Source organism: Weissella minor (assembly GCF_001437425.1).
GTDB lineage: Bacteria > Bacillota > Bacilli > Lactobacillales > Lactobacillaceae > Weissella > Weissella minor.
Window position 1 is genome coordinate 13,447 of record NZ_JQCD01000011.1, and the last position, 25,259, is coordinate 38,705.

The 25,259-nt window shown below is 40.8% G+C and carries 25 protein-coding genes and 1 pseudogene; 1 reads left to right on the forward strand and 25 read right to left on the reverse strand.

Translation table 11 applies throughout. From position 1 onward, the window contains the following. Nucleotides 1–41: 41 nt before the first annotated feature. The 25 genes and pseudogenes from glmM to IV67_RS01205 all read right to left on the reverse strand — a co-directional run bounded on the left by glmM (nucleotide 42) and on the right by IV67_RS01205 (nucleotide 24,373). On the reverse strand, nucleotides 42–1,400 hold the full coding sequence (glmM, locus tag IV67_RS01085; RefSeq protein ID WP_057786277.1) for a phosphoglucosamine mutase: 1,359 nt from the start codon (nucleotides 1,398–1,400) through the stop codon (nucleotides 42–44). 2 nt (nucleotides 1,401–1,402) lie between these two features. Next, nucleotides 1,403–2,392: a CdaR family protein gene (locus IV67_RS01090; protein WP_057786279.1), complete on the reverse strand. Its 990-nt coding sequence runs from the start codon at nucleotides 2,390–2,392 to the stop codon at nucleotides 1,403–1,405. Nucleotides 2,393–2,394: 2 nt separating this feature from the next. Beyond that, entirely contained in the window at nucleotides 2,395–3,219 is an 825-nt protein-coding gene (gene cdaA / locus IV67_RS01095) for a diadenylate cyclase CdaA (RefSeq protein ID WP_083486637.1), read from the reverse strand. 18 nt (nucleotides 3,220–3,237) lie between these two features. Further along, the gene (locus IV67_RS01100) at nucleotides 3,238–5,307 is read right to left on the reverse strand and encodes a Na+/H+ antiporter (RefSeq protein WP_057786284.1); all 2,070 of its coding nucleotides are present in this window, start codon (nucleotides 5,305–5,307) and stop codon (nucleotides 3,238–3,240) included. Nucleotides 5,308–5,331: 24 nt separating this feature from the next. Beyond that, nucleotides 5,332–6,228, reverse strand: coding sequence for a UDP-N-acetylmuramate dehydrogenase (gene murB, locus IV67_RS01105; RefSeq protein WP_057786286.1), 897 nt, complete (start codon nucleotides 6,226–6,228; stop codon nucleotides 5,332–5,334). A gap of 14 nt (nucleotides 6,229–6,242) precedes the next feature. Next, entirely contained in the window at nucleotides 6,243–6,782 is a 540-nt protein-coding gene (locus IV67_RS01110) for a 3'-5' exonuclease (protein ID WP_057786288.1), read from the reverse strand. Continuing rightward, nucleotides 6,783–7,298: a GNAT family N-acetyltransferase gene (locus tag IV67_RS01115; protein WP_057786291.1), complete on the reverse strand. Its 516-nt coding sequence runs from the start codon at nucleotides 7,296–7,298 to the stop codon at nucleotides 6,783–6,785. Beyond that, a complete protein-coding gene (gene tsaE, locus IV67_RS01120) occupies nucleotides 7,282–7,764 on the reverse strand; it encodes a tRNA (adenosine(37)-N6)-threonylcarbamoyltransferase complex ATPase subunit type 1 TsaE (RefSeq protein ID WP_057786339.1) in 483 nt (160 codons plus the stop codon). Before tsaE ends, IV67_RS01115 begins: the two co-directional genes overlap by 17 nt. Nucleotides 7,765–7,865: 101 nt before the next feature. Next, entirely contained in the window at nucleotides 7,866–8,843 is a 978-nt protein-coding gene (gene pta, locus IV67_RS01125) for a phosphate acetyltransferase (RefSeq protein WP_057786292.1), read from the reverse strand. 73 nt (nucleotides 8,844–8,916) lie between these two features. Further along, nucleotides 8,917–9,558 (reverse strand): annotated as a pseudogene (locus tag IV67_RS01130) (uracil-DNA glycosylase); the annotation flags it as partial. Between the two features lie 116 nt (nucleotides 9,559–9,674). Continuing rightward, the gene (locus IV67_RS01135; RefSeq protein ID WP_057786294.1) at nucleotides 9,675–10,412 is read right to left on the reverse strand and encodes an amino acid ABC transporter ATP-binding protein; all 738 of its coding nucleotides are present in this window, start codon (nucleotides 10,410–10,412) and stop codon (nucleotides 9,675–9,677) included. Next, complete coding sequence (locus IV67_RS01140) at nucleotides 10,412–11,866, reverse strand: ABC transporter substrate-binding protein/permease (protein WP_057786296.1); 1,455 nt, start codon at nucleotides 11,864–11,866, stop codon at nucleotides 10,412–10,414. The genes IV67_RS01135 and IV67_RS01140 overlap by 1 nt, the downstream gene beginning before the upstream one ends. A 136-nt stretch (nucleotides 11,867–12,002) precedes the next feature. Beyond that, nucleotides 12,003–12,467 carry an SsrA-binding protein SmpB gene (gene smpB / locus IV67_RS01145; RefSeq protein ID WP_057786298.1) on the reverse strand — a complete coding sequence of 155 codons (465 nt, stop codon included), beginning with the start codon at nucleotides 12,465–12,467 and terminating at the stop codon, nucleotides 12,003–12,005. Nucleotides 12,468–12,491: 24 nt separating this feature from the next. Next, nucleotides 12,492–14,837, reverse strand: coding sequence for a ribonuclease R (gene rnr, locus IV67_RS01150; protein WP_057786300.1), 2,346 nt, complete (start codon nucleotides 14,835–14,837; stop codon nucleotides 12,492–12,494). 95 nt (nucleotides 14,838–14,932) lie between these two features. Beyond that, nucleotides 14,933–15,169 (reverse strand): preprotein translocase subunit SecG, encoded by a 237-nt coding sequence (secG, locus tag IV67_RS01155; RefSeq protein ID WP_057786302.1) that lies wholly within the window; start codon nucleotides 15,167–15,169, stop codon nucleotides 14,933–14,935. Nucleotides 15,170–15,316: 147 nt separating this feature from the next. Beyond that, nucleotides 15,317–16,651 carry a phosphopyruvate hydratase gene (gene eno, locus IV67_RS01160; RefSeq protein ID WP_057786305.1) on the reverse strand — a complete coding sequence of 445 codons (1,335 nt, stop codon included), beginning with the start codon at nucleotides 16,649–16,651 and terminating at the stop codon, nucleotides 15,317–15,319. Nucleotides 16,652–16,760: 109 nt separating this feature from the next. Next, a complete protein-coding gene (gene tpiA, locus IV67_RS01165) occupies nucleotides 16,761–17,537 on the reverse strand; it encodes a triose-phosphate isomerase (protein ID WP_057786307.1) in 777 nt (258 codons plus the stop codon). A gap of 98 nt (nucleotides 17,538–17,635) precedes the next feature. Then, complete coding sequence (ptsP, locus tag IV67_RS01170) at nucleotides 17,636–19,369, reverse strand: phosphoenolpyruvate--protein phosphotransferase (RefSeq protein WP_057786309.1); 1,734 nt, start codon at nucleotides 19,367–19,369, stop codon at nucleotides 17,636–17,638. 66 nt (nucleotides 19,370–19,435) lie between these two features. Further along, nucleotides 19,436–19,702, reverse strand: coding sequence for a phosphocarrier protein HPr (locus IV67_RS01175; protein WP_057786311.1), 267 nt, complete (start codon nucleotides 19,700–19,702; stop codon nucleotides 19,436–19,438). A 134-nt stretch (nucleotides 19,703–19,836) separates the two neighbouring features. Then, a complete protein-coding gene (locus IV67_RS01180) occupies nucleotides 19,837–20,037 on the reverse strand; it encodes a hypothetical protein (RefSeq protein ID WP_236698224.1) in 201 nt (66 codons plus the stop codon). Beyond that, on the reverse strand, nucleotides 20,027–20,965 hold the full coding sequence (trxB, locus tag IV67_RS01185) for a thioredoxin-disulfide reductase (protein WP_057786313.1): 939 nt from the start codon (nucleotides 20,963–20,965) through the stop codon (nucleotides 20,027–20,029). Before trxB ends, IV67_RS01180 begins: the two co-directional genes overlap by 11 nt. A gap of 155 nt (nucleotides 20,966–21,120) precedes the next feature. Further along, a complete protein-coding gene (gene galU / locus IV67_RS01190) occupies nucleotides 21,121–21,996 on the reverse strand; it encodes a UTP--glucose-1-phosphate uridylyltransferase GalU (protein ID WP_057786315.1) in 876 nt (291 codons plus the stop codon). Between the two features lie 6 nt (nucleotides 21,997–22,002). Then, complete coding sequence (locus tag IV67_RS01195) at nucleotides 22,003–23,016, reverse strand: NAD(P)H-dependent glycerol-3-phosphate dehydrogenase (RefSeq protein WP_057786317.1); 1,014 nt, start codon at nucleotides 23,014–23,016, stop codon at nucleotides 22,003–22,005. Nucleotides 23,017–23,033: 17 nt separating this feature from the next. Beyond that, nucleotides 23,034–23,972 (reverse strand): HPr(Ser) kinase/phosphatase, encoded by a 939-nt coding sequence (gene hprK / locus IV67_RS01200; RefSeq protein ID WP_057786320.1) that lies wholly within the window; start codon nucleotides 23,970–23,972, stop codon nucleotides 23,034–23,036. Nucleotides 23,973–23,992: 20 nt separating this feature from the next. Further along, a complete protein-coding gene (locus IV67_RS01205) occupies nucleotides 23,993–24,373 on the reverse strand; it encodes a phage holin family protein (RefSeq protein WP_057786322.1) in 381 nt (126 codons plus the stop codon). Nucleotides 24,374–24,862: 489 nt separating this feature from the next. Here IV67_RS01205 and IV67_RS01210 point away from each other — a divergent pair, with 489 nt between their 5' ends. Next, nucleotides 24,863–25,231: a hypothetical protein gene (locus tag IV67_RS01210; RefSeq protein WP_057786323.1), complete on the forward strand. Its 369-nt coding sequence runs from the start codon at nucleotides 24,863–24,865 to the stop codon at nucleotides 25,229–25,231. Nucleotides 25,232–25,259 lie beyond the last annotated feature (28 nt).

Genomic DNA, 25,259 nt, shown 5'->3' on the forward strand with positions numbered 1-25,259 from the left:
GATGTGCCTCTTTCGCCCTTGCTAACGCAATTCAAAATATCTTAGTTAACACCTACTTGTTCTTCAACAACCTTCACAATTTTTTCTGCGTATTGTTGTGCTAATTCATCTGTAGGTGCTTCAACCATGACACGAAGCAAGTCTTGCGTTCCTGAAGGTCGTACTAGGACACGTCCATTACCGTTCATTTCCGCTTCAACACTGGCAATCTCATCCTTAATCTCTGCGTTTTCTAGTGCGACTTTCTTATCTTGCACTTGTACATTAATTAAGACTTGTGGATAGCTTGTCATTTCAGCCGCCAAAGCTGAAAGTGGCTTACCAGTTGCTTTCATCACATGTAATAATTGCAAGGCCGTCAATAGCCCATCACCAGTATTCGCCCAATCCAAGAACACCACGTGTCCTGATTGTTCACCACCAAGGTTGTAACCTGACTTAACCATCTCTTCAACGACATAACGATCACCAACATCAGTCTTAACTGACTTAATATCATTTTCAGCCATTGCCTTATACATACCGATATTTGACATAACCGTTGTGACGATTGTGTCTTGCTTCAAACGACCATTTTCTGCTAGATACTTTCCAGTGATAAACATGATTTTATCACCATCGACGATATCACCATTTTCATCAGCAGCAATCAAACGATCACCGTCACCATCAAAAGCCAAACCAACTTGTGCATTGTTTTCAACAGTGAAGGCTGAGATTGCTTCAGGATGCGTTGAACCAACACCCTTATTAATGTTCAAACCATCAGGGGTTGTAGCCATTGTATTGAAGTCAGCATCTAAATCGGCAAACAAATTAGTGACTAAGTTTGACGTTGCACCATTAGCTGCGTCAATCGCAATTTTCATACCTGACAAGTCATCAGGAATAGTTGTTTGTAGGTATGAAAGGTATTTAGCACCACCTTCAGGGAAATTAGAAACTGTTCCTAATCCTTGAGCTGATGGTCGAGGCAATTCGTCAACGGGTGCATCTAGCAAGACTTCAATTTCACCTTCAAGTTCATCTGAAAGCTTAAATCCATCTGAACCAAAGAATTTAATCCCATTGTCTTCAGCTGGATTATGTGATGCTGTAATTTGCACCCCTGCATCAGCATTCTGTGCTTGTACCAAATAAGAAACACCAGGTGTTGAAATAACTCCCAAGCGTAAAATTTCAATCCCAACTGAAAGCAAACCAGCAACAAGTGCAGATTCAAGCATTTCACCTGACATACGCGTATCACGACCTACCAATACACGCGCTTGGCGATCTTCGGCATGGCGCGTCAACACTGCACCACCCATACGTCCTAAACGGAATGCCAATTCAGGTGTTAACTCTTGATTAGCAACTCCTCTAACGCCATCTGTTCCAAAATAGTGTAAATCTACCATAATTAATTTTGCTCCTTAGGTGTAACAACTACGGTTACATTGTCTGGTTCCATTTTAACATGCTTCTTTGTCGGCAAGTTTAAATTAAGTGTCTTGGTCTGTTCAATATCTTTCAAATCAATATCTAATTGAACATCTTTCACTTTTTCAATATCGTCTGTCTCACCGCTAATCGTCACTTCATTCACATCAGCATCAACATTGAATTCTTTCAAATTACCATTTTTACCATTAAATTTCAAGGGTACTTGACGGCTGCCTTCGCCACCAATAATTGGAATTTTAATCGTCGTCACTTGCGGTGAAATCGATACATTAACAGGTTTACCATTTGCATCTAATGCTTGTAAAGTGACATCTTGTCGAATATTGGCCTTTGTATCACGTGGCACATTGACATTTGCGACGACGCTTTGTACCGATTGGACACTTTCAGTTGATCCCATCACTTCGACCGCATTAACTGATGAAGTTGGTTTGCCGGCATGATAACCATTGGCAATCGCTTGATTGTCAAACTTTGTTTGCACTGAATAATTTGTAACAGCACGTTTAGCAATACTCATTGTCACTTTTTCAGGTTCTAACTTGTAAGTCAAATCGTTACTCATCCCTGATACTTTTAGATTAATCGTGTGCTCACCTTCAGTTAAATTCTTTAAATCCGCATACACTTGAAAATTTTTCGTGTTTTGTGCAGATGTTACCAAGGCTGATGAACCTGATACCGTAATTTTAACGTTTTGTGGAGCCCCACTAATATAATAATCTTCCGTATCAATACCATTCAGTTGAAGTGGCACAGAAAAAGTAGATTTCTTCGTTGCAATTAGACCTAATGTTTTTTCGTGCCCCGTCCCGCCATTTGCTCCTCTAGACTGGGCGTTACGCGTAACTGAACTATCTTGTTGGCTATTGGCATAACCGGCTAATAAAATCGCCAAGATTAGACTGACAATTAAATAGCCAAGCTTACTTAATTTACTGTCCATGTCTAATCCTCCCGCTTAAAGCTAAAATCATTAAAGAAACGTGTAATCGCATGTTGCTCTGACTTTGTCTGCTTAGTAATCAATTGACGTTCAAAATATTTCAAATAATCATCACGTGATAAGTCTTGCATCAATTCAGCATTACGAGTCAATGTCACACCACCAGTTTCTTCTGAAACAACAATCGTCAAGGCGTCGGTAACTTCAGATATCCCAACCGCCGCACGGTGTCGTGTCCCCAATGATTTTGGAATCATGGGATTATCAGATAATGGGTAATAGGCAGCGGCAACAGCTAAGCGCCGGTCCTTAATGATAACTGCCCCATCGTGCAATGGCGTATTTGGAATAAACGTTTGAATCAAGAGCTGGCTGGTTAAATCAGCATCAATCTTAATGCCTGTTTCCATATACTCTTCTAAACCTGTTTCCATTTCAATTGAAATCAAAGCGCCAATATGACGCTTTGACATATATTGAATCGCTTCATCCAAAGCTGTAATCAGCTGGCGCTCATCGTCCTCATTTTTATGATTCTTAAAGAGGGCTGAACGTCCCAAATGTTCTAACCCACGTCGAATTTCGGGTTGGAAAATCACGACTAACGCAATGACCCCCCAATTGATAATCTGATTCGTTAACCATGAAATCGTACTTAAATCAAAATACCAACTCACTAACTTAACGACAACCACAATCCCAACACCACGTAATAGGGTGATGGCTTTGGTGCCTCGAATTAACAAAAATAGTCGATAGAGTAACCACCACACAATTAAAACATCAATAATTTGGGTGATTCTAATGCGACTTAAAATATCTAACATATTTGCCATTTTCTACTCCTATTCACCAAGTTGCGCTAGGAAACTTGCCTCATCCAAATTAATACTCTGTCGAATGGTTCCCCCAATTTTAGCATCAATAAATCCAGCAGATGTTAAATGCTCGAGGGCCTGACGTTCCGCCGTAAACCCATTCAAACCAATTTCTTGTCTTAACGCTGCTGTTGTTTTTTGACTCATTGGTTTTACCGGACTCGTCTGACTAGATAGTCGTGAATGAAAAAGGACCTTCAAGTGTTTGATTGCTGTTAAGTCCGTGCGACTCACTTTGCCTTGGTGCGAAGTTTCATATGCCACCATGGCATTCAATCCAGCTTTAGCCATTTCAATTGATGCTAACGCATATTCAGCTCGTAATTGGTCAGAGTCACTGTGACTCAGCCAAATTCTGATGGCTCGTCCCATATTGCGTAACAAATGTTCAAGATTGAATTTTCCTTGATACCTTGAACGTTCACGTACTGATTGCGCTAAATCATCCTCAATTCGATCTAAACGTCGATTTTCACTATCAAATACCAGTAAACTAATTTGGCCTTTTTGACGCAGCATCACTAAGCTTTGGCGCTCCGCATTAAGCGCTATATTTCTAAATCGTAATTCTGTTCGTAAAATTTTTTGTAACTTTTCGGCCTGCAATGTATGCATCTGCAAATGTCTAATCTTAATGTAATAACGCATCAATGCCTCGTAAACAATGGTCGCATTTGATGCCTTTAATTCATTTTCCAATTCACTAACAGCCGATTGCAACACATAGATATGTGCACGGGGCTCAGACATATACTTGGCAACATCCAAACGTGGTTGTCCAATTTTCTTCTTAGGCGCAGTCATTTTGGCCATGATTGGCAAAAAGATGATGGCTGCTAATAACGACAAGACAATCACCATTGCGGCTATAAAGAGCATCATACTGCGGGCAGGAAACTCAGCCCCCGACTGAATCGTTAAGGGAACTGATAACACACCGGCCATCGTCACAGCACCACGCACACCAGTTAAGCCGGCCATAATTGCATGCTTAAACGATAACTCCGTTGTTTCGACACGTCGGCGCTCCCAAACTTGGTTGAGATACGACCAAAGCACACGAATCCCAAAAATTAATAGCCATGTCATAAAGGCATAGACAAATAACACAGGGACCGGTACTAAATGACTGGCATCACGATGGATATTGATGGCAACTGGCAATTCAATGCCTAGCAAAATAAAAATAAATCCATTCATCAGATAACTAAACACATTCCACGTCGTTCGATTAACTAGATAGAATTCACCATCACTAATGGTCGCATCCTTTAACTGCAAATTCTGCATGATGGCGGCAATTACAACCGCAATCACACCAGAAGCATGGACACTTTCTGCCGCTAAGTAAATCAAAAATGGCGTAAGAATGCTGGTAACGACACTAATAACAGCCGTTGTTGCTTCCACACGTAGCAACCAAATCTGCAAGCGGTTAATGGCTACACCCAATACCAGCCCAATCAACATGGCCACGACGGTCATATACAAAAAGTCAGATGTTGCTCGGAATAATGAAAAAGTTCCAGAAACCGTGGCAGCAATTGCAAACTTAAAGGCGACCAATCCACTCGCGTCATTAATCAGACTTTCGCCAGCCACCAGGTTCATTAAATTCCCTGGTAACTTGGTTTCTTGTCCAATCGATGCAACGGCGACCGGATCAGTGGGTGACAAAATAGCAGCAATCGCAAAAGCCACCGATAACGGCATCGCTGGAATCATCCAATAAATTCCCAAGCCACCAATTAACGTCGTAATGAACACCAATAAAATGGCGTTTCCAACAATTGGTCCTCGTAATTCCCACAATTCCTTTTTCGGAAAGCTCCACGCGTCCGAATACAGCAATGGGGCCACAAATAACAACATGAACCATTCGTTATCCAAACTAATCTTCACATTGAAGAGCGTTGCGACCAGTAAACCTAGCGCAATTTGAATCAGGCTCACAGGAATTCGCTGCAAAAAATGGGACAAAATATTACCGATTAAAATTAACAATGTCAGCCCAATCACAGTTTCAACGATTGCCATATTCTTGCCCTTCTTTCATTTAATCTATTTACCTAAAATGCGTACCTCAGGTTCTAAGGCAACATCAAATTTTGCTTGCACTGTTGCTTGCACATGTTGGATGACTGCAACATAATCAGAACCCGTTGCATCCCCTTTATTCACAATAAAGCCAGCATGCTTAGTCGACACTTGCGCGCCCCCAACTTGATAACCTTGCAAGTCTGAATCCATGATTAACTTACCTGCAAAATATCCTTCTGGCCGCTTAAAGACGGAACCACATGAAGGATATTCAAGTGGCTGTTTACTAGCACGTCGAGTATTAAAATCTTCCATGCGCGCAACAATCGCAGTTTGCTCGTCTGGTGCTAACGCAAATGTCGCGCTCAAAATAATTTCACCAGTTGCTTGAACCGTTGAATGACGATAACCAAAGTCTAACTCCGCATTGGTATATGTCTTAATTTCGCCAGTAGGCGTTAAGACATCGGCCGAAACAAGTGATTCAGCCACTTGTCCACCATAAGCACCTGCATTCATAAAGACAGCGCCCCCAACTGAACCTGGTATGCCGGCAGCCCATTCAAGGCCCGTTAAACTATGTTCTGCTGCGACTTGTGTCACATCAATAATGGCCGCTCCCGCTCCAGCTGTCACCGTATGTGTATCTAATGTAATGTCCGTTAAGTTCGTCAAGAAAATAACAAGACCTGATAAACCATTATCCCCAATAATTAAATTAGAGGCATTCCCCAAAACAGTCACTGGAATCGTTTGATCATGTGCATAACGCACAACATCTTTCAATTCAGCTAATTTTTTAGGCCAAAAAATCCAATCCGCTGGTCCACCAACTCGTGTATTTGTATATGCAGACAAGGCTTGATTTTGTTTAATATCGTAGCCTGGGAACATTTGAATTAAATTAACTTGTTGCATATGACAACCTCTTTCTAAATAACTTTTACAAGGGGCTTCAATACATCAACCCCAAATTGATTTGACTGTTTAACCAAGATTTCAGCGGCCGCCACCGTATCATCCAACGCATTGTGATGATGTTCTAAGTCAATGTGTAGCGCTTCTGAAACGGTATTCAGTTTATGATTTGGTAATTCTGGATACAGACGACGCGATGTGCGAACTGTATCTAGTGATAGATAGTGCGCCGGTTGTAAACCATAATGCTGTAAGCTCGCCTTTAACACACCATTATCAAATGGTGCATTGTGAGCAATCACTAATTGTTCCGGCGTATAAAATTGCTGTACTTGGTGCCAAACTTCTGGAAAGCTTGGTGCATCTGCTACATCACGGGGCGTAATCCCATGAATTTGAATATTACGACGATCAAATTCAATGGATGCATCTGGTTTAATCAAACTATAAAATTGATCAACCAATTGATTGTTACGGACAACCGCGATACCTAGAGAAACTGCACTATGCCGTTTCCCGTTGGCCGTTTCAAAATCCATTGCAATAAAATTCATTTATTCGCGGCCCCCTTTTAATTGATAAACCATATCTTCAGTTTCAAGCGTCGTCGTTTGGTCAACACCCTGCGCTTGTTTTGGTATATACACGAAACCAAATTTTTCATAAATATGGCGTGCAACTGTATTTCGCTTTTGAACGGTTAGCCATAGTTGGTCATTAGAGCTGTATGTTTCACCCCAATTAATCAGTTCATCTAACAGTGCTTGCGCTAGACCATAACCTTGGTAGTCTTTTAACACGGCAATGCCAACCTCAGCATGTGTTGGTTCCGCGAGTGATGCCGTGGCTGTCGCAATCCCATATAGGTTATCTGCATCATCAGCAACCACCAACATGACATTATTTAAAGTATTCTGTAAAGCTTCGATATTATCAGATTCACTAACCACATCGATTGTTTCAACATCTTGTGCAATACAAAATGTATCCGATTCACTTTGCAATGTTTTAAGTAAGGCTAATAGCGCAGCACTGTCTGCACCAGTTGCCAATCTAATTGCTAGTTCCATATCGTTGCTCCAAATCCATTAAAATTTTGGTTGGCTGTGCACCAACCGCATGAATATTAATTTCACGTTGGTCTGTTTCACCTTGATCAAGGCGTGCCAAATCAATCACAAGCACTGCTTGTGGTAAATCGGCTTGAATAAATTGAGACCACTCGACCAATGCCACACTATCTGCATTGAAATATTCAGATAAGCCTAGATCCTCAGCGCCTCCTTCTTCACCCAAACGATAGACATCCAAATGGTATAACATGAATTGATCGGTTTGATATTCTCGAACCAAAGTGAACGTGGGACTTTTTACAGGACGCTTAATTCCTAATGCCCGTGCAAAACCTTGGGTAAAGGTCGTCTTCCCAGCCCCTAATTCACCATTTAATAAGATTGTTGTGCCTGGCAAGATAACAGCTGCCAGGTCTTCAGCTAATTTTTGAGTCGTTTCGACCGAATTACTAATTACTTTCATAATTTTTAGTATATCATTTTTTTCAAATACAGTGTACGATTCCAAGACAATCATAAAAAGCTAGACCCTCAATCTGACGGTCTAGCTTTTTTAATTTCTTTTTAGTTTAATGCTTGTGCAGCTGTAATAATGGCAACCTTGTAAACATCTTCTTCATTGGCACCACGTGACAAATCTGAAATTGGCTTAGCCAAACCTTGTAGAACAGGTCCGATGGCTTCAAATCCACCCAAACGTTGGGCAATCTTGTAACCAATATTTCCTGATTGTAGATCAGGGAATACAAAGACATTGGCATGTCCGGCAACCTTTGAATCTGGTACCTTTGATGCACCCACTGCTTCAACAAAAGCAGCGTCAAATTGAAGTTCACCATCAATGGCAAGTTCTGGATCAAGTTCGTGTGCTAACTTTGTCGCTTCTGCAACCTTATCCACTTGTGGTGCACTGGCAGAACCCTTAGTTGAAAAACTAAGCATGGCAACCTTTGGATCGATACCAAAGACCTTAGCTGTTTCAGCAGATTGTACCGCAACTTCTGCCATCGTTTGTGCATCCAAGTCAATGTTAATGGCACAGTCAGCAAAGACATAACGTTCGTCACCACGTTGCATAACAAAAGCCCCAGAGATACGTGATGAACCAGGCTTTGTCTTCACAATTTGCAAAGCAGGACGCACTGTATCACCAGTTGGGTGTGTGGCACCTGAAACCATACCATCAGCAAGATCCATATAAACGAGCATTGTTCCAAAATAGTTAACGTTCTTTAACCACTTTTCAGCAGTTGAAGCATCTGTTTTACCATTACGGCGCTTAACCAATGCATCGATCATTTCTTGCAAACCAGTTGGATCATAATTTTCAGGGTCAATCACTTTGACAGCTTGCAAATCAAAGTCATTTGCTGCTGCAACTTCATTAATCGTTGCCTCATTACCAAGCAAAATTGGTTCTACTAAGGCTTCCGCAGCTAAACGCACAGCGGCACCTTGAATACGAGGATCATCACCTTCAGGGAATACAATACGCTTACCTTGTCCCTTAATTGTTTCTGATAGTTGTTCAAAAAGTTCCATCTTACAGCCTCCCAAATTTAGCTTTTAATTTAACATGTTCATTATCTCACATTTGGCTTTACTTGCGCCACTATCAACGCCAATTAATTGCTTGAACCTGATGTGTTTGCAAAAATTCATTCGTTTGACTAAATGGTTTTGATCCAAAAAAGCCACGATGTGCTGATAACGGACTCGGATGCGGCGCTTGTAAAATCAAATTTTCTGAACCTTGAATCAACGGTATTTTCTTCTGGGCTGCTTTTCCCCATAAAATAAAAACGACTGGTTGACTTTGTTGTGCGACCAAACGAATCACTTCATCCGTGAACGGTTCCCAAATCAGTCCGGCATGCCCATTTGATTGCCCCGCTGGCACTGTTAAAACTGTGTTCAATAACAACACCCCTTGTTGCGCCCAAACATGCAAATCCCCATTATCTGGTAGCGTTGTTTGCAAATCGTCTGCCAATTCTTTAAAAATATTACGCAGAGATGGCGGTAAAACAAAGTCTGCTGGCACTGAAAAGCTAAGGCCTTGTGCTTGACCAGGATTAATATATGGGTCTTGTCCGAGAATAACCACTTTCGTTTGTGACAAGGATGTTTGTTCTAAAGCCGCAAACACATTGTTACGAGCTGGATATACCGTCTGCGTTTGGTAAACTTCTGTCAAAAAATCATTTACTTGTTCAAAATATTGATTCGGTAGGGCGCGAACGAGTGGTTCTGCCCAATCTGTTTCAAAAAATCTGCCATCACATTGCTCTGCCTTTCATTGGCTTGAATAAAAAAAGGTAACGTCATGATAACGTTACCTTCAATCTTGTCGCTTTTTAATTCATAAGTCAATTACGCATTCAGAACCTTATCCAAAAAGTCCTTTGTACGTTCATGTTGCGGATGATTAAAGACATCCTCTGGCTTACCTTGCTCATTAATGAGTCCATCAGCAAAGAAAACCACACGATCAGCAACTTGCTTGGCAAAGCCCATTTCATGAGTAACGACAATCATCGTCATCCCATCTTTGGCCAAATCCTTCATAACTTGCAAAACATCCCCAACCATTTCAGGGTCAAGCGCAGAAGTTGGTTCGTCAAACAACATAATCTTAGGATTCATTTCCAAGGCACGCGCAATCGCAACACGTTGCTTTTGTCCACCAGACAAAGTTGTTGGCTTCACGTCAGCTTTATCACGTAGACCCACACGATCTAACAACTCCAACGCTTTCGCTTCTGCTTCATCCTTAGAATATTTACCGAGTTCAACCGGCGCCAAAGTCATATTTTCCAAAACCGTTAGATGTGGGAAAAGATTAAAGTGTTGGAACACCATCCCAATCGTCTCACGTGTTTTATCGATATTTGTTTTTGAATCACTCACGTCCCAGCCATTAATCACGATTTTACCTGAATCGGTATCTTCTAAATGGTTTAATGTACGGAGAAATGTTGACTTTCCAGACCCTGAAGGTCCAATCATTACGACAACTTCACCTTCTTGGACTTCTAAGTCGATTCCTTTTAAGACTTCATTTGAGCCATAGCTTTTGTGTACATCTTTTACATCAACAATCGCTGCCATTACTTAATCCTCTTTTCCATCCAATTTGAAAGCCAAGTTAGTAGCGTAATTACTATCAAGTACATTGCACCAATAATCAACCATACGCGGAATCCTTGTAGGTTACGGGCAATAATCAACGTTCCTGTTTGTGTCAATTCAATAATACCAATTGCTGACAAGATTGACGTGTCCTTCAATGTGATAATGAATTGGTTAATGAAACTTGGAATTGTCAAACGAATTCCTTGTGGCATCACAACTTTACGCATTGCCTTACCATATGGCATTCCAAGTGAACGTGCTGCTTCAAGCTGTCCCTTATCAACTGATAAGAAACCACCCTTAACGAATGAAGCGATATAAGCCCCTTCATTCAAGACCAAAGTAATCACACCTGCTGTAAACGCTGGGATTTTACTTCCTGTCAAATTAGGTAATCCGATATAGATAAAGAATGCCAAAACTAGCATTGGTAGTCCACGGAATAAGTAGATAATACTTGTTGAGATACCACGCATAATCTTGCTTGGCATCACACCCATTACTGCTAATAACATACCCCAGATTGATGCTAAGATAATTCCAATCAATGTCAATTGAATCGTCTTAAACAATCCATCCAACAAAGCTGACTTATTTTCTTTCAAAATATTCCAGATAGTTGGCTTAGCTGCCGCTTCATTAGCCGCATTCTTTTTGTAATTATAACTATTGTCGCCTAAGTAATTTTGAACAATTTTGTCATACTCACCAGACTTAACTAATTTGTCATAACCTTTATCAAAACTCTTAAGTAACTCAGCGTTAGCACCCTTCTTAACCCCGAAACCATAACCACCAGTGTTAACTGGCTTCGTGATAATATTCATATCAGTTCCTTGATTAATCGCATAGGCCATAACCGGCTGATCTTCAAACGCCGCAACTGTGTTTCCCACCTTAACGTCGTTATACATTGTGTTTGAATCATTAAAGAATGACAACTTTAAATCATATTCTTTAGCAATGCTTTGCGCGTATTGTGCACCGGCAGTTCCAGTTTTAACCGCAACCTTCTTACCTTTTAAATCATCTAAAGACTTATTGTCTTTATCTTTGCCATTAACCGCAATGACCACACCTGTTTTGTAGTATGGCACACTGAAATCAAATGACTTCTCACGTTCAGGTGTAATTGACATTCCAGCCAACAAACCATCCACTTGCCCAGCTTGGATGGCTTGAACACCCGCGTTAAAGCTCATTGGCTTCAAAGTATAGGTGAAACCTTCTTCCTTTGAAATCGCCTTTAACATGTCCATATCAATTCCACGGTATTCACCATCTTTATCTTGAAACTCAAATGGTGGATACGTTGTATCCGTTGCAATTGTGTAATGCGGCTTATCAGCAGCAAAACTTGTCGTTCCCCCGACAAACATCCCAAACATTAAAACGATCAACGTTAAAATGCTTTTTAGCCATTTATTCATGACAATTCCTCCAACTCCAAAATCAAATGTAAATTCATTTCTTAGATAAGCATACTAGACCATTTTCATTTCGCGTTAAATCATGTCAGGTTTTCTTACATAAAAAAAGAACTACTTTTCAGTAGTCCTTTAAAATTTAGCGCTTCATCGCCCGTTGTAAATCACGTTCTTGATCACGACGTTTTAACGTTTCACGCTTATCATAATTATGTTTTCCAGTCGCAATGCCAATTAACACTTTGGCAAAACCACGTTTAATATAAACTTTGAGCGGGATAACCGTCTTCCCTTTTTGCGACACTGCTTCAGCTAACTGATTAATTTGTTGCTTATGCAACAACAAACGCCGTGATCGTAAAGGTTCATGATTGAACTGATTGCCTTGCTCAAATGGACTGATGTTCACGTTCTCTAACCACGCTTGGTTCTGACGAATTTGCACAAAGCCATCGGCAATCGTAATTCGTCCGGCGCGAATCGACTTAATTTCAGTTCCAGTCAACTCAATCCCCGCTTCCATCGTCTCACCAATATTATAATCATGGCGAGCTTTACGATTGGTTGCAAGCGCATCATTAACGACTTTCTTCTTTTTGGGCATATTATCCCTCCCATAAATTAAAAATTATTTATGTTGTTGACGCCGCTTTTGATCCTGCTTGGGCGCACGATGGTCCGTTGGTTGCCCCTTTTTGGGATTCTTATCACCTTGGCGACTGCGATTATGTTGGTTCGGCTTTTTACCGCCCTTACCACCTTTACCGCCACGACCACCAAAAGCACCCTTACGGTCATCAGCGACCTTAATATCGGTAATTGGTGCCGCCGCTGGGTCAACCAAAATGAAGTCTAAGGCACTTTGTTCCTTATCCACACGAATCAACTTTACGCGGACCGGTTGACCGATTTGATAGATATGATGGAAACGTTGACCAATCAAGGCCATATGTGATTCATCATAATTATAATAATCATCAGTCAAGTTAGAGGTGTGAATTAGGCCTTCAACGGTATTTTCAAGTGATACGAACATACCGAATTTAAGTACACCGTTAACCACGGCATCAAACTCTTGACCAACCTTATCTTCCATGAATTGGGCTTTCTTCATGGCATCTGTATCACGTTCAGTATCAACGGCACGACGTTCACGCACAGACGTATCTTCTGCAATCACAGGCAAATCATCACGATAACGTGCTTGCGCCTCGTTACCAAGACCAGCTTGTTCATACCATTTAATCAAACGGTGCACTGTCAAATCGGGGTAACGACGAATTGGTGATGTAAAGTGCGTATAGTAATCTGCACCGATTCCAAAGTGTCCCAATGGTTGGTCAGAATACTTCGCTTGTTGCATTGAACGCAACATCATCGTTGAAACCATCTGCTCTTCTGGCTTACCTGCAAAGTACTTATGAATATTTTGCAAGTCAGCTGGCTTGATATGCTCAGGATCAGCCTTAACAGGGCATCCTAATGCCTTCACAAAGTCTAAGAATTTACTTACACGCTCGCTATCTGGCGCCTCATGAATACGATATAAGAATGGAACCTTTGCTAAATCAAAATGCATCGCTACCGTTTCATTGGCTGCTAACATAAATGATTCAATAATGCGTTCTGACGTACCACGTTCACGCAGTTCAATGTCAGTTGGCTTACCTTCTGGATCCACAATAATTTTAGCTTCAGGTGCTTCAAATTCAATCGCACCACGTTCTTGACGCTTTTGCGACAAGGCGTTATGCAAAAGTTGCATATCTTCAAACATCGGAACTAATTCGCGATATTCTTCACGCGTCTCCTCATCTCCGTCAAGAATGGCGTTAACACCTTTATAAGTCATACGCGCATGTGAACGCATCACAGACTTATGCAAACGATGGTTAACCAATGTTCCATCTGGCGTGAATTCCATTTCAGCAGACATGGCCAAACGTTCCACACCTTCATTTAATGAAGCAATACCATTCGAAATATTACGCGGTAGCATTGGAATCACGCGGTCTGTTAGATAAACAGATGTGCCCCGCTTATAAGCTTCTTGATCTAATGGTGTTCCTTCTGGCACATAGTGGGAAACATCCGCAATATGCACACCAAGATGGAAATTACCATTATCCAAACGCCAAACAGTTACAGCATCATCCAAGTCCTTTGATTCAATTGAATCAATCGTAACCAAAGATTGATCCGTAACATCTTCACGTCCTTCACGTTCTTCATCCAAAACATGATCAGGAATCGCTTCCGCTTGTTCTAAGACGTCTTCAGGGAAAACGTGCGGTACATCATGATTATAAACAATTTGCAAGATGTCCACACCAGGTGCATCCTTGAAACCAATTTTCTGTACGATGGTACCCGTCATTTGCTTAGGTGTATTCAAACTTGGGTAATCTTCAATGGTCGCCACAACGACTTCACCATCTTCAGCAACCATCCCACCTTCTTTAACCAAGAAGTCGTATGTCGCAAACTTTTTATCAGTTAGCACAATTTGACCAATAAAGCCGGCATATTCTGAACCAAGTTTGAATTCACCAACCATTTGTTCACGTGAACGGTGCATGATTTCAATCACTTGTCCTTCAGGACCACGATTGCCATCACCCTTATTTAAAATTTTTACGCGAACTTGATCTCCTTGTAACGCAAACAATGTATTGTCAGGATTTACAAAAATATCATCTGCATTGTCATCATATCGAATAAATCCAAAGCCACGTTCGTTTGCTCTAAATTCGCCGATTACGCCTTCTTTATCGGCATTATATTGAAACGCTCCAGCGTCGTTTACTTTAACTTTTTCAACACGTTCTAGCGCAGCAAGCGCTTGAACGACTTTCGTAAAGGCATTATCATCTGGCAAGCGTAGGCCATCCACAAGGGTTTGAGCCGGGAATGCTTGCGCAGAATTAGCCTTCAAAAAACCATATAATTGGTCTTGTAAATTATTTTCTGCCATGTATTTCTCTCTTTTCTATTTAAAACTTGAATTTCATTTGTATTCTAATAAAGACCTCCCGCAAAAAATTACGAGAGGTCTTTAAGATAATTGGTTTAGTGTGATGATAGATAGACTAGCGCCAAACCTAAAATAAACCAAATTGCACCCAAGATTGCCGTAATTCGTTGCATAACGGCTTCAAAACCACGGGCCTTCTGTGTTGCAAATAAATCACCTGCGCCACCAGATAGTGCTGATAAAGCATCTTGTTGTTTTGATGGTTGCATCAAGACAGTCACAATCAACAAAAATCCAACAACAATCATTGCAATTAACAACATATTATACATAATTGGCGCCTCCGTTTTCTTAATACTCGCTATCTTTATTAAATATACTAACCTAGAATAGCATAATTAGACCAATAACTCAACTAAGCACCATCAATAAAAAAAGACTGAGATTATATATAATCTCAGTCTTTCAATTAATTTTAATTAACCTACGTAGTTAACAATAGCTTCACGTGCAGCCTTGTCAATGTTGTAGAAGCTGTCAATTCCCTTGAATTGTGCAACATCTTCACCCAACAAGTCTTCAATACGCATCAATTGGTTGTACTTCGCAATACGGTCAGTACGTGACAATGATCCAGTCTTGATTTGTCCGGCGTTAGTTGCAACAACCAAGTCAGAGATAGTTGTGTCTTCAGTTTCACCTGAACGGTGTGAAACGATGGCAGTGTATCCAGCTTCCTTAGCCATTTCGATGGCATCCAAAGTCTCAGTCAAAGTACCGATTTGGTTAACCTTGATCAAGATTGAGTTAGCAGCGCCCATCTCAATACCCTTCTTCAAGTATTGTGTGTTTGTAACGAAGAAGTCGTCACCAACGATTTGAACACGGTTACCCAAACGGTTTGTCAACTTAACCCATGCATCCCATTCGTTTTCATCCAAAGGATCTTCAACAGAGATGATTGGGTACTTGTTAATCAAGTTCTCCAAGTAATCGATGAATTCGTCAGTTGTGTATTCCTTCTTGTCAGGTTCCCCTGCCAATACGTATACACCACGATCTGCATCGTAGAATTCTGATGAGGCAACGTCAAAGGCGATAGCGATATCCTTACCTGGCTTGTAACCAGCCTTTTCAATTGCTTGTAGCAAGAATTCAAATGGTTCTGCGTTTGACTTAAAGTCAGGCGCAAATCCACCTTCGTCACCAACAGCAGTTGAGTGACCGTTTTCCTTCAACAAAGCTTGCAAAGCATGGAAAGTTTCTGATCCCATACGTACAGCTTCGGCGATTGACTTTGCACCAACAGGCATAATCATGAACTCTTGGAAATCAACGTCGTTACTTGCGTGTGCACCACCATTGATAACGTTCATCATTGGTGTTGGCAATACCTTAGAGTTAAATCCACCCAAGTAGTTGTACAAAGGTGTTTCCAATTCGTCAGCAGCGGCACGAGCAGCAGCAATTGAGACACCCAAAATAGCGTTGGCTCCCAACTTACCCTTGTTTTCAGTACCATCCAAGGCGATCATTGTTTGATCCAAGGCCACTTGGTCAGTAACTTCCATTCCGCGCAACTTGTTAGCAATTGTTGTGTTAACATTTTCAACTGCCTTCAAAGTTCCCTTACCACCGAAACGGCTCTTGTCACCGTCACGCAATTCAACAGCTTCGTGTTCACCAGTTGAGGCACCTGAAGGGACGATTCCGCGACCGAAACCACCTAATTCAGTATAAACTTCAACTTCAACAGTAGGATTTCCACGTGAATCCAACACTTCGCGTGCATAAATATCAGTAATTGCAGACATTGTTGTTCTCCTTGTTCTTTTAAAAGATATTTGAATCTATATTTTAGATCCTTACATTGCTTATTGTAACATATATCACGAAGTCTGCATAGAAAAGACCTTTTTGCCTTTAATTTGTTTTCTTCGCTTCATGCGTTAGCTTGACTAATTCAATAAAATTATCTGGATCCAAGGCTGAATTACCAACCAAAACCCCATCAATATCATGTTGACGCATAATTTCATAAACGTTTTCTGGCTTCACCGAACCACCATATAAAATACGCAAATCTTCAGCAATCTCAGGGTTAAACATATCTGAAACCGTCTCACGAATCAGATAGAGATCTTTTTGTGCCATGTCAGCACTCATTGCCGTCCCACTCCCAATCGCTTGTGTTGGTTCAAAAGCCAACACAACATCCGTCATTTGCTCTGGTGTCACGCCTTTTAAAGCCTCAATAACCTGGTTTACAATCCAATGCATATGTTCATTATTTGACACTGTTTGAATTTGCTCATCAATGGCAATGATTGGTTTTAACCCATTACGCAAAGCAGCCAATGCTTTCAAATTAACCATTTCGTCTGTTTCACGGAAATAGTGTCGGCGTTCAGAGTGCCCAATAATGACATATTGCACACCTAAATCCGCCACCACTTTAGGGCTTGTTTCACCAGTATATGCCCCTTCTTCTTTCCAATAAACATTTTCAGCACCAATTTCAACTGCTGTTCCTTTTGCTGCCTCAACCATACTCTGCAAAAGGACATCCTGTCCCGCTAAAATCGGCTCAACACTGGGATAAGCTGTAATTGCATTTGCGACTGATTCAATATACGTCCGCGCATCTTCTGGTAACTTATTCATTTTCCAGTTTGCCATGACGATTGGTTGCCGTGCCATAATCTCACCTCACTCAATTGATACCTTCTATTATAACATTTTTCGATGCTGCTTTATAAAAACAAAAAAGCTAGCCACATAATGGCTAGCTTTTAAATTTACTCAGCTTCAGGTACTTCGGCCTTAACTAAAGCAATCACATCTTCATTTGTTTCAGCATCAATTGCCTTTTCAGCCAATCCTTCAAGATCAGCTGCATTTAAGCGGCTCATCAATGAACGCGTTGACAAAACTGATGTGGCAGACATTGAGAATTCATCCAATCCCATTCCCATCAAGATAGGAACCGCAATTGGATCTCCGGCCATTTCACCACACATTGCAGCAAACTTGCCATACTTATGCGCTGACTTAATCACATAGTTAACAAGGCGCAAGATTGATGGGTTATATGGTTGGTACAAGTATGAAATCTTGTCATTTCCACGGTCGGCAGCCATTGAATAACCAATCAAATCGTTTGTTCCGATTGAGAAGAAATCAACTTCTTGGGCAAATTTATCAGCAAGTACAGCTGCCGCTGGAATTTCAATCATGATTCCAAGCTTGATGTTATCACTAACTTCAACCCCTTCTGCAACTAACTTAGCCTTTTCTTCTTCAAACAAATCACGAGCTTGGCGGAATTCAGACAATGTTGCAACCATTGGGAACATAATCCAAAGGTTTCCAAATGCTGAGGCACGAATCAAAGCACGTAATTGTGTACGGAAAATATCTTGACGATCAAGTGAGATACGGATTGCACGATAACCCAAGAATGGGTTTTCTTCTTCAGGTAATGGCAAGTAAGGCAATTCCTTATCTCCACCAATATCCATTGTACGAACAGTCACATTTTCGTCAGGTCCAACACCTTCCAATACGGCCTTGTAGGCTTCGAATTGTTGCTCTTCAGTTGGCAATTCTTGTGAATCCATATATAAGAATTCAGTACGGTAAAGTCCAACACCTTCAGCACCATTTTCAACTACACCATCTAAGTCCTTAGGCGTTCCAATGTTTGCGCCCAAAGTAAAGTGCTTACCATCAGCTGAAAGGGTCTTTTCATCCTTCAACTTAGCCCATTCAGCCTTCTTGGCCGCATATTCGTCAGCTTTTTCTTGATAAGTCTTAATCTCATCATCCGTTGGATTTTGTAGCAAGACACCATCCATACCGTCCAAGATAACAACTTCATCTTCTGCGATTTCTGCCGTGGCATTTTCAGTTCCAACAATCGCTGGAATTTCAAGTGTACGGGCCATAATTGCCGCATGGGCAGTACGACCACCAACGTCAGTAATGAAGCCCTTAACGTACTTACGGTCAAGTTGTGCTGTATCTGAAGGCGTCATATCATGCGCCACAATCACGACTTCTTCGTTAATCAACGCTGGATTAGGTAGCGTCTTGTTCAACAAATGACTCATCACACGCTTCGTGACATCTCGAATATCAGCAGCACGCTCTGCCATGTAGGCATTCGTATCAGCCATACTTTCAAACATCGTAATGTAAGTATCTGACACTTGCTTTACAGCAGCTTCAGCATTGGTCTTATCATTATCGATAGCTTGTTCGATACCACCAGTGAATTCTGGATCTTCCAATACCATGATGTGGGCATTGAACACTTCTGCTTCGTCTTCTCCCATTGAAGCCGCAGCCTTATCACGAATCTGTTCCAAATCTGCTTTTGATTCCAAAAAAGCCGCCTCTAAGCGGCTTTTTTCGGCTTGAACATCATCAATCGTTCGCGTATCAAAAGACAAATCAGGATCTTCTAGCTTATATGCCTTAGCGATTGCAACACCGTTTGAAGCTGCAATTCCTTTGATTTGTTTTGTCATAGCCTTTTCCTTCGAAGTTCAACTTAAAATTAAGTTCTCGTGTAGATGTTTGTAAAAACTAAAAAATTAGTCAGTCAAACCTTCTGCAGCCATTGTTTCTGAGATTGCTGAGATAGCATCTGCAGCGTCATCACCATCAGCTGAGATAGTAACGTCAGCACCTTGACCAACACCAAGTGACATAACACCCATGATTGACTTCAAGTTAACATCCTTACCTTGGTATGAAAGAGTAATGTCTGAAGCAAACTTTGATGCTGCTTGTACCAACAATGTTGCTGGACGTGCGTGAATACCTGCTTCGGCTACAATGTTAAATTCGCGTGATTCCATGATTAAATCTCCTTTTAATATGTTATTAATAATATTTTATAAACGTTGTTCGTTCTTTAACAAGCTCGGCCAACGCTTTACGTAAATTATTTTATCAGTTTATGCAAACAATGGCAAGCGCTTACATCAGAAAACTACGCATTATCTTCATCACTTTTGCGGTAAATAATTCGGCCACCTTGATGGGCTTCACCCACAATCGCATTTTGATATGGATAACTGCGCCAAACTTCAAAAAATTCAGGGAAATTTTCCGCTTCTAATGTAAATTCGCTTTTCACTCCGGTACGTAATTCATCCAGAATTTGTGTGAAATCGATACTACTATTCGTCATTACTCTTCAAACTTTCGTTGTAAGCATAGGCATTTTGTCCGGCAATGGCTGCATCCCCTACGGCTGTTGTAATTTGACGTAAATGTTTCTTTCGCACATCACCAATGGCAAAAATACCTGGTAAACGTGTTTCCATTTGATCGTTCGTTTCAATCCAGCCTTCTTGATCAGTAATTGCCAAATCAGCAACTGATTCAGTAACCGGCAATAATCCGATATAAATAAAGACACCTGCCGTCGCATGTTCAGTGATTTCACCGGTTTGATTATTCTTTAATGTAACCGACTCAACCTTTTTCTCGTCACCATTAATTGTTTGAACTTCTGTATTCCAAATAAAATCAATGTTGTCGGCCGCAAACGCACGCTTTTGCAAAATTTGTTGCGCCTTTAAAGTATCTTGACGATGGACAACCGTGACATGGTTAACGATTCCGGCCAAATAGGTTGCTTCTTCGATGGCTGAATCACCACCACCAACAACGACAACTTCTTGGCCCTTGAAAAAGGCACCATCACACACAGCACAATAAGACACACCACGGCCAGCAAAATCTAATTCACCTGGAACACCAAGTTTTTTGTATTCAGAACCAGTTGCAACAATTACCGAATTTGCTTGGTAATCATTCATATCAGTCACAACATGCCACGTCTTATCTTCATTGGCTTCAATATGTTGGACTGTACCAAATTGATACTCAGCACCGAATTGCGTTGAAGAAGCATACATTTTTTCCGATAAATCTGCTCCCATGATTGAGCTATATCCCGGATAATTTTCAACTTCAGCTGTATTATTCATTTGCCCACCGTAAATACCACGATCCAGCATTACAACTGACAAATTGGCACGCGATGCATAGGTTGCTGCGGTCATACCACCAGGTCCCGCTCCAATAATTACGACATCAAACTTTTCAGTCATCTGTATACCCTCCTTGAACATTTCTTTTGTTCATTTTAACTGTTTATCTACACAATTACTATCACTATTAAAGCTATTTTATCACTTACGTTTAGTAAGTCAAATGTCAGCTGATTCAAATAAAAAGACACCAATTTCTGGTGTCTCAATCATCATTAATCTAAAGTCTTGGCTAAGTCTTTAATATATTCTTTTAGTGCCGCGCCAGTTTGTGGGTGAGTTAAACCAAATTCAATATTCGTTGTCAAAAAGCCAATCTTTGAACCAATATCATAACGCTTACCCGTAAATTCATGTGCATCAACGTGTTGACGCTTGTTCAATGAATCAATGGCATCGGTCAATTGAATTTCATCACCCTTACCAGGTTCTGTTTGCTCAAGTTCTTCGAAAATTTCAGGTGTTAACAAATAACGCCCAATAATCGCAAGATCTGAAGGTGCATCCTCAGGTTTTGGCTTTTCAACAAAGTTAGACACGCGATAGAGGCCTTCCGCCAATTCTTCTTCGGGTGTAATCACACCGTATGACGAAACCTCTTCATTAGGCACGCGCATCACAGCAAGTGTTGAGTCCCCAGTTGATTCAAAGCGATCGATTAGTTGCTTAGTTAATGGTACTTCACTTTGCATCAAATCGTCACCCAGTAACACAACAAAAGGTTCATCCCCAATAAAGGCTTTCCCCGTCAAAACTGCATCCCCTAAACCACGTGGATGTGACTGACGAATAAAGTACAGATTAATATCGGTTGTCTCTTGTACTAACTTCAATAAATCTGTCTTATTTTTTTCGCGTAGATTGTTTTCTAATTCAGGATTTGAATCAAAATGATCTTCAATTGAACGCTTTGACTTTCCATCAACAATTAAAATTTCTTCAATGCCTGAAGCCAATGCTTCTTCAATAATAAATTGAATCGTAGGCTTGTCTACAATTGGCAACATTTCCTTAGCTAACGCTTTTGTAGCTGGCAAAAAACGTGTCCCTAACCCCGCTGCAGGAATAATTGCTTTACGTACAGGTTTCATGATTCCTTATTTTCCTTCCTGTTGGACTGGACGATCCATCAATTCTTGAATCGCCAGTTTAATATCGAGTCCTTCATACAAAACTTTATAAATCGACTCAGTAATTGGCATCGCAACATGCTTCTTTTGCGACAATTCATAAGCCACTTTGGTCGTTGAAATACCTTCAATCACCATCCCCATATTTTCAACGATTTCATCAAGGGTATGCCCCTGTCCAAGCTGTAACCCAGCCCGATAATTTCGTGAATGTACAGAAGTCGCTGTTACAAATAAATCACCAACACCTGACAAGCCCATAAACGTCACAGGATTAGCACCAAAACCTTGTCCTAAACGACTAATTTCGGCTAAACCACGTGTGAATAAGGCTGCTTTTGCATTGGAATCGTAGCCTAACCCCTCTAAGGCTCCAGCCGCAATTGCGATAACATTTTTTAGCGCTGCACCGATTTCTGCACCGACAATGTCATCCCCAGTATAAACTCGGAAGTTTGAATTCGTCAACGCATGTTGAAGTGCTTCTGCCACCTTCAAATTTTCACTCACAGCTGTAATCAAAGTTGGGTCATGTTTAACCACACCTTCAGCATGCGAAGGGCCTGCAATGACTGCTAATCCATTTCGCGAGGATGCTGGAACTTCTTCTTCTAGAATTTCTGAAACACGCTTATAGGTATGTGGCTCCAACCCTTTAGTCGCCGCAACTAAAATGACTTGTTGGTCTAAATCGGCTAAAACATCGGCCAATTGTTTAGCAACACCACGTGTGGCTCCAGTTGGTACAACACTCAAAATGATATCTGCCTTATCTACAGCTTGTGTCATATCACCAGTTGCCCAAAGACCTGCATGTAATTCATTATCACCCAAATACTTTGGATTCTTATGTTCGGCATTAATCACTTCGGCTTGTTCTGGTCTATGCGTCCACAATGCAACCTCGTGTCCATTTTCTGCCGCTACATTGGCCAATGCAGTTCCCCAAGAACCCGCACCTAGTACCCCGACTTTTGTCATAACGTCTATTTCCTCTCTTAGTCCTGATGTTCTGAATTTTGTTCAATCAAAACATTCAAATTATTATTGAATGTCTCTGTCGCATCAAATCCCATTTTCTTAGCACGGAAATTCTTTGCAGCTGTTTCAATTAATACCGCTAAGTTACGTCCCGTTTGAACCGGTAACACATAGCGTGGTAAATCAACACCTTGAATTTGGGTAACTTCTTCACCATTACCCAAACGATCAACTTCTTGATCATCACGCCATTTTGCCAAATGTAAATTAAAAGCAATCGTGGCATGTGAGCGCACAGCGCCGGCACCAAATAAGTTCAAGACATCAATAATACCAACTCCACGTAATTCCATAAGATTTCGTAGAATTGCAGGTGGTTCTCCCACGAGACGTTCTTCGTCTTGTGCGTAAACATCAACACGATCATCAGCAATCAATCGATGTCCGCGTTGCACCAATTCTAAGGCCGTTTCAGACTTTCCAACCCCTGAATCACCAGTGATTAGAACCCCTAAACCAAAGATATCAACCAATACCCCATGCACCGATTGACGTTCTGCTAATTGTCCACTTAAGAAGTAGGTCATATTAGCAAGAATTCGTGATGATGTTAGCTCGGTTGCTAATACCGGAATTTGGACTTCATTAGCGACATCCATAAATTCTTGTGGTAGCTTACGCCCTGTTGAAACAACCAACGCTGGTGTATCAGGTTGCATCATTTTATGCGCGACCATCATCAACTCATCATGTGACATTCGGGCCGCAAATGACGTTTCTGTAATCCCCATCAATTGGATCCGTTCTGGCGCATAATAATTAAAATAACCTGTCATCTCCAAACCAGGTCGTGAAATATCTTCTGTCGCCACCGGGCGATTTAAAAAATCAGCTCCAGATACAATTGATAAATGCGTATTATCTAGTAAATCTTGTACAGTTATTTGTTTTGCCATGTTTTATTTCCTCAACCTATCTATGACTTTTGCTCCCGATTAAAGTAACTAGAAATAATTAAATTTACAAAGGACATAATTATTGAAACCAACAATGTCCAGCCAAATCCATAGAAATGAAAACCACTTCCAACAATGTTAGAAGTCAACCATAAGACGGATGCGTTTACAACAAATCCAAATAGGCCAAATGTTAAAAGGGTCAGTGGTAAGGCCAATATATGTAAGACCGGCCGCACTAACGCATTTAAACAACCTAGGACTAGCGCAGCTAACAAGGCTGACCAGATTGACTCAACATACATCCCTTGTGGCAACAATCCAGCTAATGCTAAAAAAATGACCGTGTTAATTAACACAGTTTGAAAAAAACCAAATTGTCGCAGTGTGTAAACTTTCATGCTCTGCCCTCCAGTTAATTATTATTATAGCAATAAATTAAATTCAAACCAAAAATATATACAAAAAACGCCGATCGGCTGATCGGCGTTTTGAGTTTGGCAATGTTAGGAATGACCTGTCCTAACGCAGGTGACGGTTACCCGCCAGTCAACGTACACCAGTTATTGCTAACTGTTAGTCATGTGCAGATGAACGTGTTCCACAACACCTTCACCACCTACCAGCAATGCGGCTGTTAATATAGGCCGTTTATAAAAATCTTCTAAATGAAGATTCTCTCGACTCATCGCATAAAGAAATAATATCATATTACGACAACCAATGCAAGAAACGGTATCATTTTTAAATTCACCATTGAAATACGCATCAAAAATGGAGAAATACTCGTTTTGTCCCTGGCATAAAAACATGTTATTATAGTAATTAATGATGTTTTATTAAATAAACATGAGACATTTTTAAAAATGAGTATGAGTGAGGTCATGTGTATGAAAATTATTGGTAACACTTTGGAGAATATTCATAAATTTCGCCACGAAAATATTCGCGACAAACGATCAGGAATATTACCAACAAAAACAGCTTTAGTAAATAACCCCTATGCAAAATTAAGTCTCTTATATTTAGATACCAATAAAACGTACTACTTAGCTGACGCCTCAAGCGCCATTGCTCACGCCTTACGTTACAGTGATGGTGCGATTGAAATCACTTCATGGAGCGCCACTGACTTAATTGGTCTAAAAAATAGTTACGCTCAACCTGGTTTTGACAACTATTTCCAAATGTTAGTTCAAAATACAGCCATTGCTTATGCCACTGAACATACAGAAACGGCAGATGATCTTGAATCATAAAAAAAGCTCGACATCTTTATATTGATGT

Bases quoted from the DNA above. Each gene is read 5' to 3' on its own strand.
- hprK (WP_057786320.1), bottom strand. From the start codon at position 23,972: ATGGCAAAACAAATAACTGTACAAGATTTACTAGATAATACGCATTTA.
- smpB (WP_057786298.1), bottom strand. From the start codon at position 12,467: ATGCCCAAAAAGAAGAAAGTCGTTAATGATGCGCTTGCAACCAATCGT.
- secG (WP_057786302.1), bottom strand. From the start codon at position 15,169: ATGTATAATATGTTGTTAATTGCAATGATTGTTGTTGGATTTTTGTTG.
- pta (WP_057786292.1), bottom strand. From the start codon at position 8,843: ATGGAACTTTTTGAACAACTATCAGAAACAATTAAGGGACAAGGTAAG.
- IV67_RS01115 (WP_057786291.1), bottom strand. From the start codon at position 7,298: ATGGAACTAGCAATTAGATTGGCAACTGGTGCAGACAGTGCTGCGCTA.
- IV67_RS01195 (WP_057786317.1), bottom strand. From the start codon at position 23,016: ATGACAAAAGTCGGGGTACTAGGTGCGGGTTCTTGGGGAACTGCATTG.
- cdaA (WP_083486637.1), bottom strand. From the start codon at position 3,219: ATGTTAGATATTTTAAGTCGCATTAGAATCACCCAAATTATTGATGTT.
- rnr (WP_057786300.1), bottom strand. From the start codon at position 14,837: ATGGCAGAAAATAATTTACAAGACCAATTATATGGTTTTTTGAAGGCT.
- IV67_RS01205 (WP_057786322.1), bottom strand. From the start codon at position 24,373: ATGAAAGTTTACACACTGCGACAATTTGGTTTTTTTCAAACTGTGTTA.
- IV67_RS01180 (WP_236698224.1), bottom strand. From the start codon at position 20,037: ATGACGAATAGTAGTATCGATTTCACACAAATTCTGGATGAATTACGT.
- tpiA (WP_057786307.1), bottom strand. From the start codon at position 17,537: ATGGCACGGCAACCAATCGTCATGGCAAACTGGAAAATGAATAAGTTA.
- IV67_RS01210 (WP_057786323.1), top strand. From the start codon at position 24,863: ATGAAAATTATTGGTAACACTTTGGAGAATATTCATAAATTTCGCCAC.
- IV67_RS01175 (WP_057786311.1), bottom strand. From the start codon at position 19,702: ATGGAATCACGCGAATTTAACATTGTAGCCGAAGCAGGTATTCACGCA.
- eno (WP_057786305.1), bottom strand. From the start codon at position 16,651: ATGTCTGCAATTACTGATATTTATGCACGCGAAGTGTTGGATTCACGT.
- IV67_RS01090 (WP_057786279.1), bottom strand. From the start codon at position 2,392: ATGGACAGTAAATTAAGTAAGCTTGGCTATTTAATTGTCAGTCTAATC.
- galU (WP_057786315.1), bottom strand. From the start codon at position 21,996: ATGAAACCTGTACGTAAAGCAATTATTCCTGCAGCGGGGTTAGGGACA.
- tsaE (WP_057786339.1), bottom strand. From the start codon at position 7,764: ATGAAAGTAATTAGTAATTCGGTCGAAACGACTCAAAAATTAGCTGAA.
- trxB (WP_057786313.1), bottom strand. From the start codon at position 20,965: ATGACTGAAAAGTTTGATGTCGTAATTATTGGAGCGGGACCTGGTGGT.
- murB (WP_057786286.1), bottom strand. From the start codon at position 6,228: ATGCAACAAGTTAATTTAATTCAAATGTTCCCAGGCTACGATATTAAA.
- IV67_RS01135 (WP_057786294.1), bottom strand. From the start codon at position 10,412: ATGGCAGCGATTGTTGATGTAAAAGATGTACACAAAAGCTATGGCTCA.
- IV67_RS01110 (WP_057786288.1), bottom strand. From the start codon at position 6,782: ATGAATTTTATTGCAATGGATTTTGAAACGGCCAACGGGAAACGGCAT.
- IV67_RS01140 (WP_057786296.1), bottom strand. From the start codon at position 11,866: ATGAATAAATGGCTAAAAAGCATTTTAACGTTGATCGTTTTAATGTTT.
- glmM (WP_057786277.1), bottom strand. From the start codon at position 1,400: ATGGTAGATTTACACTATTTTGGAACAGATGGCGTTAGAGGAGTTGCT.
- ptsP (WP_057786309.1), bottom strand. From the start codon at position 19,369: ATGACAAAACAAATCAAAGGAATTGCAGCTTCAAACGGTGTTGCAATC.
- IV67_RS01100 (WP_057786284.1), bottom strand. From the start codon at position 5,307: ATGGCAATCGTTGAAACTGTGATTGGGCTGACATTGTTAATTTTAATC.